This window comes from Streptomyces polygonati (assembly GCF_042650325.1).
Lineage (GTDB): Bacteria > Actinomycetota > Actinomycetes > Streptomycetales > Streptomycetaceae > Actinacidiphila > Actinacidiphila polygonati.
On record NZ_JBHSBB010000010.1, the window covers coordinates 35,835 to 50,751 of the forward strand.

General features: G+C 73.8%; 16 protein-coding genes. 8 read left to right on the plus strand and 8 right to left on the minus strand.

Going from position 1 to position 14,917, the window contains the following annotated elements; all coding sequences use genetic code 11:
- The first annotated feature begins 3 nt into the window (after positions 1-3).
- Positions 4-1,635, plus strand: a complete 1,632-nt coding sequence (locus ACFO3J_RS12840) for an FAD-dependent monooxygenase (RefSeq protein ID WP_386429266.1) — start codon at positions 4-6, stop codon at positions 1,633-1,635.
- Positions 1,636-2,077: 442 nt separating this feature from the next.
- Positions 2,078-3,100, plus strand: a complete 1,023-nt coding sequence (locus tag ACFO3J_RS12845; protein WP_386429268.1) for a TIGR03571 family LLM class oxidoreductase — start codon at positions 2,078-2,080, stop codon at positions 3,098-3,100.
- Between the two features lie 119 nt (positions 3,101-3,219).
- Here ACFO3J_RS12845 and ACFO3J_RS12850 read toward each other — a convergent pair whose 3' ends face one another.
- Positions 3,220-3,999 (minus strand): MBL fold metallo-hydrolase, encoded by a 780-nt coding sequence (locus ACFO3J_RS12850; protein WP_386429270.1) that lies wholly within the window; start codon positions 3,997-3,999, stop codon positions 3,220-3,222.
- A gap of 76 nt (positions 4,000-4,075) precedes the next feature.
- On the opposite strand from ACFO3J_RS12850, the gene ACFO3J_RS12855 reads away from it, so the two are divergent.
- Positions 4,076-4,762, plus strand: a complete 687-nt coding sequence (locus ACFO3J_RS12855) for a TetR/AcrR family transcriptional regulator (RefSeq protein WP_386429272.1) — start codon at positions 4,076-4,078, stop codon at positions 4,760-4,762.
- Positions 4,763-4,802: 40 nt separating this feature from the next.
- Here ACFO3J_RS12855 and ACFO3J_RS12860 read toward each other — a convergent pair whose 3' ends face one another.
- Positions 4,803-5,753 carry an NADP-dependent oxidoreductase gene (locus ACFO3J_RS12860; protein WP_386429274.1) on the minus strand — a complete coding sequence of 317 codons (951 nt, stop codon included), beginning with the start codon at positions 5,751-5,753 and terminating at the stop codon, positions 4,803-4,805.
- 49 nt (positions 5,754-5,802) lie between these two features.
- Here ACFO3J_RS12860 and ACFO3J_RS12865 point away from each other — a divergent pair, with 49 nt between their 5' ends.
- On the plus strand, positions 5,803-6,426 hold the full coding sequence (locus ACFO3J_RS12865) for a TetR/AcrR family transcriptional regulator (RefSeq protein WP_386429276.1): 624 nt from the start codon (positions 5,803-5,805) through the stop codon (positions 6,424-6,426).
- A gap of 62 nt (positions 6,427-6,488) precedes the next feature.
- On the opposite strand, the gene ACFO3J_RS12870 is transcribed toward ACFO3J_RS12865, so the two are convergent.
- From ACFO3J_RS12870 to ACFO3J_RS12885, 4 genes are all read right to left on the minus strand, one after another.
- The gene (locus ACFO3J_RS12870) at positions 6,489-7,361 is read right to left on the minus strand and encodes a TIGR03620 family F420-dependent LLM class oxidoreductase (protein WP_386429278.1); all 873 of its coding nucleotides are present in this window, start codon (positions 7,359-7,361) and stop codon (positions 6,489-6,491) included.
- A gap of 40 nt (positions 7,362-7,401) precedes the next feature.
- Positions 7,402-8,151: an SDR family oxidoreductase gene (locus ACFO3J_RS12875; RefSeq protein ID WP_386429280.1), complete on the minus strand. Its 750-nt coding sequence runs from the start codon at positions 8,149-8,151 to the stop codon at positions 7,402-7,404.
- A gap of 148 nt (positions 8,152-8,299) precedes the next feature.
- Positions 8,300-8,902: a TetR/AcrR family transcriptional regulator gene (locus ACFO3J_RS12880; protein WP_386429282.1), complete on the minus strand. Its 603-nt coding sequence runs from the start codon at positions 8,900-8,902 to the stop codon at positions 8,300-8,302.
- Positions 8,903-9,059: 157 nt separating this feature from the next.
- On the minus strand, positions 9,060-9,524 hold the full coding sequence (locus ACFO3J_RS12885; RefSeq protein WP_386429284.1) for a nuclear transport factor 2 family protein: 465 nt from the start codon (positions 9,522-9,524) through the stop codon (positions 9,060-9,062).
- 300 nt (positions 9,525-9,824) lie between these two features.
- On the opposite strand from ACFO3J_RS12885, the gene ACFO3J_RS12890 reads away from it, so the two are divergent.
- From ACFO3J_RS12890 to ACFO3J_RS12905, 4 genes are all read left to right on the plus strand, one after another.
- On the plus strand, positions 9,825-10,214 hold the full coding sequence (locus ACFO3J_RS12890) for a sortase-dependent protein (RefSeq protein WP_386429286.1): 390 nt from the start codon (positions 9,825-9,827) through the stop codon (positions 10,212-10,214).
- A complete protein-coding gene (locus ACFO3J_RS12895; protein ID WP_386429288.1) occupies positions 10,211-10,876 on the plus strand; it encodes a class F sortase in 666 nt (221 codons plus the stop codon). The genes ACFO3J_RS12890 and ACFO3J_RS12895 overlap by 4 nt, the downstream gene beginning before the upstream one ends.
- Before the next feature lie 86 nt (positions 10,877-10,962).
- On the plus strand, positions 10,963-11,451 hold the full coding sequence (locus tag ACFO3J_RS12900; RefSeq protein WP_386429290.1) for an RNA polymerase sigma factor: 489 nt from the start codon (positions 10,963-10,965) through the stop codon (positions 11,449-11,451).
- Entirely contained in the window at positions 11,435-11,926 is a 492-nt protein-coding gene (locus ACFO3J_RS12905) for a hypothetical protein (RefSeq protein WP_386429292.1), read from the plus strand. Before ACFO3J_RS12900 ends, ACFO3J_RS12905 begins: the two co-directional genes overlap by 17 nt.
- A gap of 12 nt (positions 11,927-11,938) precedes the next feature.
- Here the strand turns inward: ACFO3J_RS12905 and ACFO3J_RS12910 are convergent, their stop codons facing one another.
- Positions 11,939-13,081 carry a cytochrome P450 gene (locus ACFO3J_RS12910; protein WP_386429294.1) on the minus strand — a complete coding sequence of 381 codons (1,143 nt, stop codon included), beginning with the start codon at positions 13,079-13,081 and terminating at the stop codon, positions 11,939-11,941.
- Positions 13,082-13,302: 221 nt separating this feature from the next.
- On the minus strand, positions 13,303-14,868 hold the full coding sequence (locus ACFO3J_RS12915) for a Na+/H+ antiporter (protein ID WP_386429296.1): 1,566 nt from the start codon (positions 14,866-14,868) through the stop codon (positions 13,303-13,305).
- Positions 14,869-14,917 lie beyond the last annotated feature (49 nt).

The window sequence follows — 14,917 nt, forward strand, 5'->3', positions numbered from 1 at the left end:
GAGATGGCCGAGCAAACGAACCAGGACAGCGGCGAGCCCGGGGTTCTCATCGTCGGCGCCGGCGCGGCGGGCCTGATGCTGGCCTGCGATCTACTTCAACAAGGCGTGGACGTCAGGGTGGTGGACCGCAGGGAATTACTGGACAACGGCGATCCGCACTCCCGTGCCGTACTGATCTGGCCGCGGATGCTGGAGCTGCTGCACCGCATCGGCATCGTGGACGAGCTGGTCGGCCTGGGCTTCCGGATCACCGGCGTCTCGTACTTCTCCAGCGGGCGGCGGCTGGGCACCGTACCGATGGACACGCTGGGCACCGCCCGTCCGTACACGCTCTCGCTGCCGCAGCGGGAGATCGAGCGGGTGCTGCGCAAGCGCCACGAGGAACTCGGCGGCCGCATCGAACTGGGGCTCACCCTGGAGGAGCTGGACAACAGCGGGCCGCTGCCCGTCGCTCTGCTGCGGCACTCTTCGGGGGCCGCCGAGATCGTCCGGCCGCAGTGGCTGGTCGGCGCCGACGGCGTGGGCAGTGCCACCCGCCGGCTGCTCGGTATCGGCTACCCCGGCAACTCCTTCGAACTGGGCATCTCCATCGGGGACTTCCCGGTCTCCGGCCCGAACGGCACCCATGTCGAGTACCACTATTCGCGCTTCGGCCTGCTGCCGGTGATCCCCATGGGCAGTGGAGTGGGGCGGCTGGCCTCCATCGTGCCGCCGGTCGGGGACGGCTGGCAGTCGCTGAGCCGCGACCAGCTCCAGGCGATCGTCGACAAGCGCGCCAGCCTGCCGTACACGATCGGCGAGCCCAAGTGGATACGCACCTTCCAGCCGCGGCCCGGCATCGCCGAGCGGTTCCGGGACGGCCGCTGCCTGCTGGTCGGTGACTCGGCGCACTGCCTGGTCCCGCTCGGCGGCCAGGGCCTGAACCTCGGCATCCAGGACGTGTTCAATGTGAGCTGGAAGCTGGCCGGTGTGATCCAGGGGCGGCTGCGCGACTCGGTGCTGGACAGCTACGACACCGAACGGCGGGTGGCGGCGCGGCAGGTGACCGCGGTCGTCGATAAGCAGATCCTGGCGGCCCGGCAGGTCAAGCGGTGGCCCAGCCTGCTGCGGGACACCGTGATGACCCTCGGCCGGTGGGCGGGGCTGGGCCGGCGGCTCGCCGCGCCGCTCATCAGCCAAGTGGGCCTGGCCTACGGCGAGCCGCAGACCCGCTCCCTGCTCCGGCCGCAGCCCCGGCGGGCCCGGCCGGGCCAGCGGGTGCCCTTCTATCCGCCCTCCTCCCCCGCCACCGCCCGGCCCGCGCTGGACCTGTCCCGGCACATGGTGCTGCTCTGGCCCGGCCGCCGGGTCCGGGCCGACTGGGGGTCGGTGCGGGCGGCGGTGAGCGGCGCGGTCGGCGGGCGGGCACCGGTGCACGACCTGGCCGAACTGCCGGCCGGGGAGCGGCGGCAGTTGCTCGCCACCTTCGGCGGTCGCCCGGTCCTCGCGGTGGTCCGGCCGGACGGTCACCTCGCGGAGCTCAGCCCGGTGTCCCGGCCGGGCGCGGTGGCGGACTTCCTGCGGTCGCTGGCGCCCGAGGCCGTCAACGCGCGGTCCACCTCGGCCGCCGGCCCGACGTCGCTCGCCTCCGCCTGACGGGCGGTTTCGCGGGGGTGTGCCGCCGGGCGCGTCGGGGCCAGGCCGGCGTCGTACGGAGGTCGTCCGCCGGTCGTACGACGGGCGGGTGTCCGCCGGTCGTCGCGGCTCCGGCCCGGGCTAGGCCGTGTCTGACAAATCCCGCCTGTCCCGCGACGCCTGGCACGCGCGCTCGCTGCGTTGTCGGGGTCGTCCGAGTAGCCCACTACGAGGACGACCCTCCGCCTTGCGATCACACGCGCCAGACGCCGCGGGACCCGCCCTACGGGCGGACGGCGCTATCTGTCAGACACGGCCTCGCGGGCCCGGGCCGGAGCTCGCCCGGCGCGGCTCGTGCACCCTTGGATCCAGGTCGCGAACTTCGGATGCAATGGCGGCCGCGGGAGGTTTTCCCCGCAGTACGGTTCCTCCCAGTTCCCGCGAAACCCCGGAGGAATCTGCTGTGACCTCGCCGAGCGCTCTGCGTCGACTCGACCGTGAGGGGGGCCCGCTCACGATCGGTATCGATCTGCCCCTGGACAACGACCTGACGCCGCACGGCGGGGCCGCGAACCGGACGAACGGTGTTCCCGACCTGACCGGTCACGCCGAGAAGGCGGCGCTGGCCGACCGGCTCGGCTTCGCGGCCCTGTGGGTCCGGGACGTGCCACTGTACGACCCGGTGCGGTTCGGCGACGCCGGCACGGTCTTCGAGACCTTCACCCACCTCGGACATCTCGCGGCCACCACCCGCGACGTCGTACTCGGCACCGCCGCCGTCGTACTGCCGCTGCGCGCTCCCCTGCTGACCGCCAAGGCCGCCGCGACGGTGGACGCGCTGTCCGGCGGGCGGTTCGTGCTCGGTGTCGCCAGCGGCGACCGGCCGGTGGAGTATCCGATGTTCGGCCTGGACTTCGACCGCCGGGGCGCGGCCTTCCGCGACGCCGTGCTGACCCTGCGCTCGGCCTGGGCGACGCCGCCGGCCGGACAGGGCGTGGCCGTGCCGTCGCTCGACCTGTCCGAGCAGCTCCAGCTCGATGTGCTGCCGAAGCCGGCCGGCGGCACCGTGCCGATCGTGGTGGCCGGGCGGGCGCAGCAGACGGTGGAGTGGGTCGCCGACCACGCGGACGGCTGGTTCAACTACCCGCGCGACCTGGCCGGTCTGGCCGCGCAGATGGGACAGTGGCGCCGCCTCACCCTGGAGCGCGGCCGTCGGCTGCCGTACCTGATGCCGATGATGCTCGATCTGAGCGAGGACCCCCGTACCCGGGCGACCCCGATCTTCCACGGCATCCGCGCCGGCCGCCACGAGCTGCTCGACCATCTGCACCGGCTGGACGAACTCGGCGTCAGTCACCTCTCGCTGAGCCTGCGCTGCAGCACGCGCCCGGTCGAGGAGGTCCTGCACGAACTGGCCGAGACCGTATTACCCGACTTCCCGAGCCAGCCCGCCGCCCCGGCCCTCGGCCACGCCACCGCCGGATAGGACGCGGGACCGCCGGAGGCCGGGGGCTGCCCCCGGCCGGGATCGGCCCCGTGCCAGCCGTCGCCGGAGGTGATGAGGTCGAACTGCCTCCCGGCGTGGTCCCAGGTCGCACCCGCCGCTCAGCGCACGCCGGTCCGCCGTGCCTGGCGGGCGGCGGCCTGCGGGGTGCCGGTGAAGGGGCGGCCGTGGCCGGGGAGCAGTACGGTCGCGGCCAGTTCGTCCAGCCGGTCGAGGGCGGTGAGGGCGGCGGCGCTGTCGTGGGTGAAGCCGCGGCAGACCAGGGCGGGGCCCTCGTGCCCGGTCAGGCCGTCCGCGGTGACCAGGGCGTCGCCGGTGAAGAGCAGGCCCCGGTCGGCGAACAGATACGCGGTGCTGCCCGGGGTGTGGCCGGGCAGCAGCACGGCCTGCGGGGCGCCGGGGACCTCCGCCAGCGCCCGGTCGGCGCCGAAGGTCCGCGCGTCGGATACCGCCCGGGCGGTGAAGGCGCCCTTGCGGGCCAGATGCAGCGGGGTCGCGATCGCGGCCGGCCGGCGCAGCAGGTACGGCAGTATGGAGCGCTCCGGTTCGGCGTGCCGCATGGCGCTGCGCGGCCCGTCCGTGAGGATCGCGGCGTCCCGTTCGTGGACCCAGATGTCGGCGCCGGCCTGCTGGAGGGCACGCGCCAGACCGGTGTGGTCGGGGTGGGCGTGGGTGAGGAGAACGGCGCGCACGTCGCCGAGGGAGTTCCCCGACCGGGCCAGGCTCGCGAGCAGTTGCCGGAGGTGGCCCGGCAGCCCCGCGTCCACGAGGACCAGCCCGTCGGGATGATGGAGCAGGTAGAAGTTGACGACGCGGTCGCCCAGGCGCTCGACTCCCGGAGCGACGCTTCGACCGGTCGGGTGGTGGGCACGACGGGACACGGGTTCCTCCGGCAGCCGGGCGGGGACGCACTTTCGATACTGTTGACTGTAATGGATTGAGGAGGAACCCTCCGCCGTGCCGCCCGACACCCAGCCCGATGCCCGGCCCGATGCCGCGCCCGACACCCCCCGCAGGCCCTACGACGCCCGCCGCCGCCAGGACGCCGCCCGGCGCAATCGCGCCGCCGTGCTCGCCGCGTGCCGGGAGCTGCTGCTGCGCGACGGTTATCAGGCCACCACCATCCGCGCGGTGGCCGAGTCCGCGGGAGTCTCCCCCGAAACGGTCTACAAGGCCTTCGGCGGCAAGCCCGGCCTGGTCAAGGCGCTGTGGGACATCACGCTCGCCGGTGACGACGAACCCCTCACCATGGCCGAGCGCCCCGTCCTCCGCGAGATCTGGAGCACCCCCGATCCGCGGACCAAACTGCGGAAGTACGCCGCCTTCGTCCGCGGTGTCAATGAACGGCTCGCCGCGCTCTTCGCGCTGCTGACCCAGGCGGGCCCCGACGTGGGCCAGGTGCTCGCCATCAGCGAGGGCGAGCGGCTGACCGGGCTCACCGCGTTCGTCGCCCACCTCGCCGACGCGGGCGCCCTGCCCGCCGGGACGGACCTGGCGTACGCGGCGGACGCCTGCTGGGCGCTGACCGGGCCGCACCTCTTCACCCAGCTCACCAGCGGCCGCGGCTGGTCCGCCGACACCTACCAGGACTGGCTGGCCGACATGCTCGCCGGCACCCTGCTGGGGGCGCACCGAAAGGTGTGATCATCCTTGGGCGCCCCCAGGACCGGACACCGGCGTCGGATCAGTGCACCAGCACGATCTTCCCGCGGGCGTGGCGGGTCTCGCTCAGTGCGTGCGCGGCCGCGGCCTCGGCGAGCGGGAAGGCCGCAGCGACCGGTACGCGCAGCCGGCCCTCGCCGGCGAGGGTGACCGCGAGGGAGAGGCCGTGCAGTGCCATCGGGTCGGCGGAGGCCCCCAGGGCCGTGCCGGTGTCGTCGGCCGGGGCGCCGTGCGAGAGGTGTACGCCGTGGGCCGCCGCGGTCAGGTCGGCGATCGTCACCACGCGGGCCGGGTCGCCGGCGATGGCGACGAGGTCGGGCAGCGCCCCTCCGGCGCAGTCGAACACCGCGTCCACTCCGGCCGGTGCCAGCGCGCGGATCCGTTCGGCCAGCCCCGTCCCGTACGTCGTCGGCTCGGCGCCGAGGGAGCGCAGGAAATCGTGGTTGGCCTCGCTCGCCGTACCGATGACGATGGCGCCGCGGGCGACCGCGAGCTGGACGGCGACGGTGCCCACCCCGCCGGCCGCGCCCTGTACGAGCACGGTCCGCCCGGCGCCGACCGCGAGCCGGTCGAGGACCCGGGTGGCCGTCTCGACGGCGCCCGCGGCACCGCCCGCCTCCTCCCAGCTCCAGGCGGCCGGCTTGGGCGCCCAGGCGGCCAGGACCACGAAGTCGGCGTTGGCGCCGCGGGCGGCCGTGGTCGTCATACCGAACACCTCGTCGCCGACGCCCACGTCCGTGACGCCCTCGCCGACCTCGTCCACCACGCCCGCGGCGTCGAATCCGGTCCGGTACGGGAAGGCCAGCGGCACCACGTCGCGCATCTCCCCGGAGCGGATCCGGATCTCCCCGGGCGAGATCCCGGAGGCCCGTACCGCGACGCGGATCGCGCCCGCTCCGGCGTGCGGTGCCGCCACCTCGGCGACGTGCACAACGCCGGGCGGGCCGTACTCGGTGAATTGAATCGCTCTCATGCGCCGGACCGTAACGGAGCACCCCGTCCGTTTGGCTAAAGTGAGAGAGGTGACGGCCCAAGTGATAACGAAGCTCCGCTCGGACGCCCGCGACAACCGCGGCCGCATCCTCGCGGTCGCCCGCGCGGCCTTCGCCACCGAGGGCCTCGATGTGCCGATCCGGGAGATCGCCCGGCGCGCCGAGGTCGGTGTCGCGACCGTCTACCGGCACTTCCGCACCAAGGAAGCGCTGCTGACCGAGGCGTTCGCCGAGCAGCTGGCCTCCTGCTCCGCGGTCGTGGCGGAGGGCCTGGCGGCGGAGGATCCGTGGCGCGGGTTCCGGCTGGTGATCGAGAGGCTCATGGAGATGCACGCCCTCGACCGGGGCTTCGCCCGCGCCTTCACCTCGCAGCTCCCCCACGCGGACGACTTCGTCGCGGACCGCGACCGCACCCTGCGCATGCTGCACGAACTCGTGCGGCGCGCGAAGGTGGCGGGCCCCCTGCGGGAGGACTTCGTGCTGGAGGACATCAGCCTGGCGCTGATGGCGAACGAAGGTATCCGCGCCGAGTCCCCCGCGATGAGGGTGGCGGCCTCCCGCCGCTTCGCGGCCCTGATGCTCCAGTCGTTCCAGGCGAACCCGGTCCCGGCGCCGCTACCGCCGGCCGTCCGGCTGCCGCTGTCCCGAGCCTGACGGACACTCCGGGCCGGGCAAGCGCCCCAGACCTGCTGATGGTCCGGCCGCAACGCGGCCGGTCAGGAACCGGCCCGCACGAGCGGGGCCAGCTCGCGCCATACGGACCGGGGCATGGCCGAGCCCGCGCCCACCACGTGCAGGCAGACATGGTCGGCGCCGGCCTGGTGGTGGGCGCGGACGCGCTTGCCGATCGTCTCCGCGTCCCCCCAGGCCACCACGCTGTCGATGAGGCGGTCGCTCCCCCCGCCCGCGAGGTCCTCTTCGGTGAATCCCTGCCGGAACAGGCTTCGGGCGTAGTGGTCCATGCCGAGGAACACGTCCAGGAACTCACGGGCCGCGGTGCGCGCCTTGCCGGCCTCGCCTTCGAGGACGACGGCCTGGTAGGGCGCGATGAGGGGGCCGTCGCCCAGCCGCTCCCGGGCCGCGGCCGAGTACTCCGGGGTGACCATGAACGGATGGACGCCGGCGGTCCGACGTCCCGCGAGTTCGGTCATCTTCGGGCCGAGGGCCGCCATGAACCGCTCCTCGGGCGGTACCGGTACGGGCGCCCGGTCGAGTACGTCGAGGTAGGCGCCCATGTCGGCGAGCGGCCGGTACGGACGCCCCGCGCCGCGCGCCGCCGCGGGATCGCTGACACCGAGACCCAGCAGGTGCCGACGGCCGAAGGCGTTCTGCAGGCGGGTGTGCCCGGCGGCCGTCTCGGCCGGCTGATGCCGCCAGATGCTCGCGACGCCGACGGCCACCTTCGCGGTGCGCGTGGCGCGCAGCAGCCGCGCCGAGTCGCCGAGGACGTCGCCGCCGCCCAGGCCCGGTATCCACAGGGTGCCCCAGCCCAGTTCGTCGAGTTCGGCCGCGGCGTCGGAGATCTCGTGCGGGTCCCCCGTCCGCAGTTCGATGCTCCAGATCCCGATCGGTCCCAGTCCCCGTCGCATTGTTTCTCGCCCCTCCGTATAGGTGTCGCGTACGCCGCGGTCAGATCTGGTTGCGACCGCCGTCGACGAAGAGCTCGATGCCGGTGATGAAGCTGCTCTGGTCCGAGGCGAGGAAGAGGACGGTGCTCGCGACCTCGTCGGGGCGCCCGATCCGGCCCATCGGGATCGTGCCGGCCATGTACGACTTCAGCTGGTCGGCCTGCTCCTGGTCGGGGGCGAGACCGTCGATACCGGGGGTGTCGATGGTGCCGGGGCTGATCGCGTTGACCCGGATGGCACGGCCCCTGAGCTCGGCGGCCCAGGTGCGGGCGAAGGAGCGCACCGCCGCCTTGGAGGCCGCGTAGACACCGAAGGCCTCGTTGCCGAGGGTAGCCGCGTTGGAGGCCGTCAGGATGACGGAAGCGCCGTCGTTCAGCAGCGGCAGGGCCTTCTGGACGGTGAACAGCATTCCCTTGGTGTTGCCGCCGAAGGTCTCGTCGAAGTGCTTCTCGGTGACCTGCTCCAGCGTGGAGAACTCACCGCCGCCCGCGTTGGCGAAGAGCACGTCGATCCGCCGGCCCTGCTCGGCCACGGTCGCGTAGAGGCGGTCCAGGTCGGCCAGCACGGCCACGTCGCCGCGCACACCGGTCGCGTTGCGGCCGATCCTGGCCACGGCGGCGTCGAGTGCGTCCTGGCGGCGGCCGGTGACGAAGACATGCGCGCCCTCGGCGGCGAAACGCTCCGCGGTGGCCAGGCCGATTCCGGTGGTGCCTCCGGTCACGATGACCGTCTTGCCGTCGAACTGTCCCATGGTGGTGCCCCTTGCTCGTGGTGACCTGCGTTTTTTATCGATCACTAAAAAACTAGGACGCAGTGCGGCCGGTGTCAAACGCGGGAAGGGGCGGATCACCGCCACGGGCCCGCCGGACGCGGCCGGTGACAGGCCCGCGGCGGAGCGATCAGGCGTCGGCCGGCCGCGGCCAGACCGTCATGGCGGTGTCCACGATCTGGTGGAGCTGCTCCCGGGTGGCGCCGCCGGCCGCCTGGACGGCCACCCCCTGGTAAATGGTGGTGAAATAGCGCGCCAGACCGTCGGGATCAGCGCCGGCCGGGAGTTCCCCGTCCTTGCCGGCCTGCTGCAGGCGTTCCCGCAGGGCCGCCTCGCCGGCCGCCCTGCGGGCCGTCAGTTCGGCGCGCGCGGTCTCGGCGCCCGGCGAGCACGCCAGTGCGCCCTGCACCGTAATGCAGCCGCGCGGATGATCGGGGTGGGTCGTCGCGTCGGCGGCGCCGTGCAGGAGTGTTTCCACGGCGGCCCGCGCCGTCGGCTCGCCGAACGCCTCGCGGATATAGCGGGCCGGGCCGTCCGCATAGCGGTCGAGCACCTTGCGGAAGAGCTGCTCCTTGTTTCCGAAGGCGTTGTAGAGGCTGGGCGCGTTGTTGATACCCATCGCCTTGGTGAGATCCGAGATCCCGGTGCCTTCATAACCCTGGCGCCAGAACACCTCCAGCGCCCGGTCCAGCGCCGTGTCGCTGTCAAAGGTGCGCGGTCGTCCTCCCGCCATGGTCGCCTCCGGTTCCCAGCGGAATTTGTAGTCACCGCTAAAGTACACCGGTCCGCAGCGATGCGACGAGGACGGCGGTACGGGCCGGGACTGCCCACGGCGCCACCGCCGTCCGCCTGAGGTCAGGCACCCGCCCGGGTCCCGGGAGGGCCGGAGGTCAGAAACCGAGGTCGCTCAGCCCGGGGTGGTCGTCGGGGCGGCGGCCGAGCGGCCAGTGGTATTTGCGATCCGATTCCTTGATGGGGAGATCGTTGATGCAGGCGTGCCGGACGCTCATCAGACCGTTGTCCTCGAACTCCCAGTTCTCGTTCCCGTAGGAGCGGAACCAGTTTCCCGAGTCGTCGTGGGACTCGTACGCGAACCTGACGGCGATATGATTCCCGGTGAACGCCCAGAGCTCCTTGATAAGCCGGTACTCGTGCTCGCGGTTCCACTTCCGGGTGAGGAAGTCGACGATTTCCTTCCTACCATTGATGAATTCGGCACGATTGCGCCAGCGGGAATCCGGGGTATAGACGAGGGAGACTTTCTCCGAATTCCGCGAGTTCCATCCGTCCTCGCCGAGTCTGACCTTCTCGATGGCGGACTCGCGGGTGAATGGCGGGAGCGGCGGCGTGGTCATCCAGGTCTCCTGTCGTCATGCGTTCCCCGGTCAACGCGAAATCGATCGCACGCGATGATCGCGCGACCGTCGCACGATATTCCGGGGACGAGTGCCGTGCCGCCGCGGACACGCGGGCAGACGGATGACGGGCGGCCCGGTCGGTGTCCGACCGGGCCGCCCGGCGGTCGGTGCCGCCGGTCCCGCCGGGGCTTTGCCCGCTCTTTACAATGTGCTTCCCCGCTGCCTCGTCTCTTCTGTCGATCCACCACCCAGCCCGCCGGGCCCAAGCGCGGGCGGACCGACGAAAGAGAGCGACTCATGCGCCGAACTGTCCTCAGCGCCATGGCACTCACGTGCACCGCCGTACTGGCGAGCGCCGTGCCGGCCTTCGCCGACGGGGGGACCCCGACTCCGGCCCCGACGGCGAGCGCCGCACCGACCGGGGTCCCGACCCCGGTCCCGGCCCCGACCCGGAGTTCGGCCCCCGCTCCGGTGCCGAGCGCCGCACCCGCCACGGCCGCACCCGCCACGGCCGCGCCGGGCGAGGTCGCCGTCGTACCGAAGGGAGCGCCCGACACCGGTCTGGCACCGGTCCAGGCGGAGTCCGGCGGCAAGGGCGGGCTGATCGGCGGGAGCGCCGCCGCGGTGTTCGCGCTCGGCGGCGCGACGGTCCTCGTCGTACGCCGCCGGCGGGCGACCGGGGCATGACCTCGCCCTCCAGGCGCGCGTTCGTCACCGCGGCGCTGGCCTCGGTGCTGGTGGGATGCGGCAGCCACCGGACCGGCCGGGCCGATCGGGGCCACCCGGACGGTCCGGCCGGCGCCGCGCTCCCGCCGAGCCCGCCGAGCCCGCCGGCCGCCCCGCGTCCCGCCGCGAAGACCGCGCGCGCCCTGCGGCGTTCGGTCCCGGTCGCCCTGCGGATCCCGGCCATCGGGGTCGACACCCCGGTGATGCGGCTGGGGCTGGCCCCGGACGGCAGCGTGCAGGTCCCGCCGATCACCGCGCACGACCGGGCGGGCTGGTACGAGGGCTCGCCGACACCGGGTCAGGTCGGCCCGTCGGTGATCCTCGCCCATGTCACGACCGGCGCCTACGGGGACGGGGTGTTCCGTCACCTCGCCCGGTTGCGGATCGGCGACCGGATCGTGGCGCGCCTGGAGAACGGCACGGCGGCGGTCTTCGCCGTCAGCGCCGTACGGACCGTCGCCAAGGCGGACTTCCCGACGGACGCGGTCTACGGCGACGTGGACCGTCCGGAACTGCGGCTCATCACCTGCGGCGGGCCCCGCAGCGGTGACGGATACCTCGACAACGTGATCGTCTTCGCCGCGCTGAGCCCGACGAGCCCGACGAGCCCGACGAGCCCCTGACCGGCCACCCGGATCCCGGGCCGCCGACCCTGTGAGCGGGCGGCCCGGGGTCCGTCCCCACCCCTGCGTCACGACCCTGGAGAGCGTTGAAACGGTCCCGCGAGAAGGCAGCGACCGAGCTGTTCGCCGCCGTCTACCCGCGCCTCGCCGGCTGGTGCCGCCGTCTTGTCGACGACGAGACGGCGCACGAGATCGCCTCGGAGGCGTTCACCCGGCTCTGGGCGCGCTGGACGGCCGTGGCGGAGCCGCGGGGCTTCCTCTATGTCACCGCGGCCAATCTCGTCCGGGACCACTGGCGCAAGCAGGAGCGCGAACGCGGGGCGGTCCGCCGGGTCACCGCCGAGGCGGCCGTCCGCCCGCAGACCGAGCAGGCCGACCCGTCGGTGCGCCTGCTCGTGCAGTCGCTGCCGGAGCGGCTGCGCGTCCCGATCCTGCTGCACTACTACGCCGACATGCCGATCCGCGAGGTGTCCCTGCTGACCGGGCGCAAGGAGGGGACGATCATGTCCGACCTCCACACCGCCCGGGAACTGCTCCGCGCCCATCTGAGGAGAAGCCTTGATCACACACTCTGACGACGGTCCGGACTTCGAACCCGACGATCCCCTCGCCGTCATCCTGCGGCCCGCCGACGACTACTTCGGCGCGCCGCCCGGCCGTTACGAGGCGATCCGCCGGGGCGCGCTGCGCCGCCGGCTGCTCCGCGTCGCGGCCGGGGTCGGCCTGTCGTGCGCGGTCGCCGCCCTCGTGGCGCTGCCACTGCACCTGACGACGGATCGGGCGCCGGCGTCCCCGGCGGCCCCGCCCGCGCCGCCGCCCGCGAGCAGCCCCACCGCCGTCAGCGGTCCGCCGACCGCGCCCACCCGGCCGCCCACCCCCGAAGCCGTCACCCCGCGCCCGACCGAGGAGGCACCCACCGACAGCCCCGCCCCGCTGATCGACCCGGCCGTCCCCAGCCCCACCGGGCCGCCGCCGACATCGACGTCGACATCGACATCGGCGGCCCGGGAATCGGCGTATCCCATCCCCACGAGCGGCGCCCGGCGGTAGGGCCGGCCGTGCTCAGAGCTGCCAGCGGACCGCGAGGGTGGGGGGCTTGCGGAAGACGAGGCCGCGCGGCGCGCTCGGGTGGCGGTCGTCGAGGCGGAGGCCGGGGAGCCGTTCGAAGCAGGCGCGCAGCGCGGTGCGGGCCTCCAGGCGGGCCAGATGGGCGCCGACGCAGTAGTGCGGCCCGTGCGCGAAGGCCAGCTGGAGGCGGGCGTTGGGGCGGTGGACGTCGAAACGGTCGGGGTCGGTGAAGACGGCGGGATCGCGGTTGGCGCCGGCCAGCGAGACCGTGACCAGGTCGCCCGCGTGGATACGTATCCCGGCCAGGTCGGTGTCGCGGGTGGCGTAGCGGTCGACGACGGCCGCGCCGGGCTCCAGGCGCAGCGACTCCTCGATCGCGTTGTCCAACAGGTCGGGGTCGGCGAGGAGTCGGTCCGCGGTTCCCGGCTCGGCCATGATGTGCAGCAGCGCGTTGGCGATCATCGCCTCGGTGGTCTCGATGCCGCCGAAGAGCAGCACGGCGGCGTTCGAGGCCAGTTCGGGCAGACCGAGCCGGCCGTCGGCGGCGGCGCGGACCAGCAGGGAGCCGGCCGCGCGCGCGTCGAGGGTGCCGGCGACCGCCGCGCGCAGGGCCGCGTAGGCGGCCGGGCCCTCGGTTCCCGCCTCGTCGCCGTGGGTCAGCCGGTCGACGGCCCGCACGATGGCGTCGTACCAGGCCAGGATCTCCGGCACGGGTACGTCCGCCAGCCCCAGCACCTCGGCCATCACGGCTGTCGCGAGCGGGCCGGCGAAGTCGCGGCGCAACTCGGCGGCGCCGTACGGCAGCAGGCCGTCGAGCAGCCGGTCGGTCTCGCGCCGGACGGTGTCCCCGAACGAGGCGTGCACCGCCCTGGGCCGGAAGGGTTCGAGGAACGGCTCCCGGTGGCGGGTGTGCTCGGCGCCGTCGAGCGAGAGCATGCTCGCGCCGACGACCCGCGCCGTGGTGAACCGCGGATCGTCCACGGTGAAGGCGGCGGCGTCCCGCATGACCTCCAGGGCGAGTTCGCGCCCGGTGACCATCCAGCCGCCGAGTGCGGGCACCCACACCACGGGCGCCTGCGCCCGCAGTTCCGCCAGGTGCGGATGGGGATCTTCGGCGAGCTCGGCGAGGGTGACCACCCGACGAGCGTAGGCGCTCTCCCGGCGGCCCGGTCAGGGGCCTCGGGCTTCGGTGACGAGGTCCCGCGCCGGCATCCCTGACCCGGTCGGCTGCCCGGCACGCTCATCCGCTTCGCCGCCGCGCCCCGGGAGTACGGGCCGACGGTTCACGACGGCGGGACGTCGGCCCGTGGTGCGGCCGCAGGCTGGCCGGGCCGGCACGGGCGACAAGACGGTCCCGCTCAGTCGGTGAGGCCGGTCTCCTCCAGATCCAGGGCCCGCTGGATGCGGCGGCGGGTGGTGTCGCTGATCTGCCGGTCGTCGCTGAGCCGCCGCAGTTCGCGGGATTCGACCCCTATGACCGCGCGGCGCAGTTCGCGGTAGGTGGCGGCGGCCTCGGCCAGTGCCTTGCCGGGCCGGCCGTCCGGGCCGCTGTCCTCGGGGTCCAGGCGCGCTTCCAGGTCGCGGCGGAGCCGGACCATGACGGGCTCGGGCGCGGCTTCGAGGTCGGCGAGCCGGTCGAGGTAGAGCAGGCCGGCCCGGGCGATGCTGTCGCGGGCCCGGGTCTCCTCCCGGGCGGTGTGCTCCGGTTCGAGGGCTATGCCGGAGCGGCGGACGACGGGGGCGAGCGTGAAGCCCTGCACGACGAGGGTGAGGACGACGACGCCGGTGGTGAGGGTGAGTACCAGCGGGCGCCCCGGCAGCAGCGCGCCGGTGTCCGTGGTCAGCGGGATGGACAGGGCCGCGGCCAGCGGCATGACGCCCCGGGTGCCGGCCCAGGAGGTCACCGCCGGGACGCGCCAGGAGACACGGCCGCCGGTCCCGCGCTGCTGGGTGAGCGCCGACAGCGGGAAGACCCAGATCAGGCGTACGGCGATCACGGTGCCGGCCACGGCGAGGGCCACGATCGGCCAGCGGTTCTCACCCGGGGCCAGTTCGCGGACCATGGCGGGGAGCTCCAGGCCGATCAGGGCGAAGACGACGCTCTCCAGCAGGAAGACCACCGTCCCGTAGACGGCCTCCACCTGGAGGCGGATCGGCGCGCTGGTCAGCTGCTGGCCGGCGCCGCCGAGGACGACCCCGGCGACGACGACCGCGGTCACTCCCGAGACGTGCAGATCCTCGGCCAGCACATAGGCGGCGTACGGGGTGACGAGGGCGACGACCGTCTCCAGCACCGGGTCCTCGGTGCGGCGCCGGATGAGGGCCACCAGGCCCGCGACCACCCCGCCGATGAGCGCGCCCCCGCCGCCCAGCACCAGGAACCTGCCCGCCGCGCCCGGCACGGACAGTGCGCCGGCGGTCGCCGCGGTGCCGACCGCCACCTTGAAGAGCACCAGGCTCGTCGCGTCGTTGAACAGGCTCTCGGCCTGGACCATGACCCGCACCCGGGACGGCAGGGACAGGCGGCGGCCCAGCGCGGTCACCGCGACCGGATCGGTGCTGGCCAGGACCGCGCCGAGGACGAAGGCCATCGGCGCGGAGAGCGGGGTCAGCGCGGCGGCCACCGCGGCCACCGCCGCGGCGGAGGCCAGCACGAGGCCGAAGACGAGGACGGTGACCGGACGCCAGACGGCCCGCAGTTCCCTGCCGGGGATCTCCTCGGCGGAGGCGTACAGCAGCGGCGGCAGGACGAGGACGCTGATCACTTCGGGCTGGACGTGGACCGCCGGTACCCACGGCAGCAGCCCCGCGCCGAGGCCGACGACGACGAGGAGGGACGGCGCGGGAACCCGCCAGTGCCGGGCCCCGGTGGCCACCGCGGTGGCGAGGACGACCAGGAGGAGCACGGCGGTCAGGACGGTCATCGTGGTCCCCCGGAGGCATGTCGGTGTGTTTGGGGACGTTCCCCCGCCG

Bases quoted from the DNA above. Each gene is read 5' to 3' on its own strand.
- ACFO3J_RS12840 (WP_386429266.1), top strand. From the start codon at position 4: ATGGCCGAGCAAACGAACCAGGACAGCGGCGAGCCCGGGGTTCTCATC.
- ACFO3J_RS12860 (WP_386429274.1), bottom strand. From the start codon at position 5,753: ATGAGAGCGATTCAATTCACCGAGTACGGCCCGCCCGGCGTTGTGCAC.
- ACFO3J_RS12870 (WP_386429278.1), bottom strand. From the start codon at position 7,361: ATGCGACGGGGACTGGGACCGATCGGGATCTGGAGCATCGAACTGCGG.
- ACFO3J_RS12875 (WP_386429280.1), bottom strand. From the start codon at position 8,151: ATGGGACAGTTCGACGGCAAGACGGTCATCGTGACCGGAGGCACCACC.
- ACFO3J_RS12880 (WP_386429282.1), bottom strand. From the start codon at position 8,902: ATGGCGGGAGGACGACCGCGCACCTTTGACAGCGACACGGCGCTGGAC.
- ACFO3J_RS12885 (WP_386429284.1), bottom strand. From the start codon at position 9,524: ATGACCACGCCGCCGCTCCCGCCATTCACCCGCGAGTCCGCCATCGAG.
- ACFO3J_RS12890 (WP_386429286.1), top strand. From the start codon at position 9,825: ATGCGCCGAACTGTCCTCAGCGCCATGGCACTCACGTGCACCGCCGTA.
- ACFO3J_RS12895 (WP_386429288.1), top strand. From the start codon at position 10,211: ATGACCTCGCCCTCCAGGCGCGCGTTCGTCACCGCGGCGCTGGCCTCG.
- ACFO3J_RS12915 (WP_386429296.1), bottom strand. From the start codon at position 14,868: ATGACCGTCCTGACCGCCGTGCTCCTCCTGGTCGTCCTCGCCACCGCG.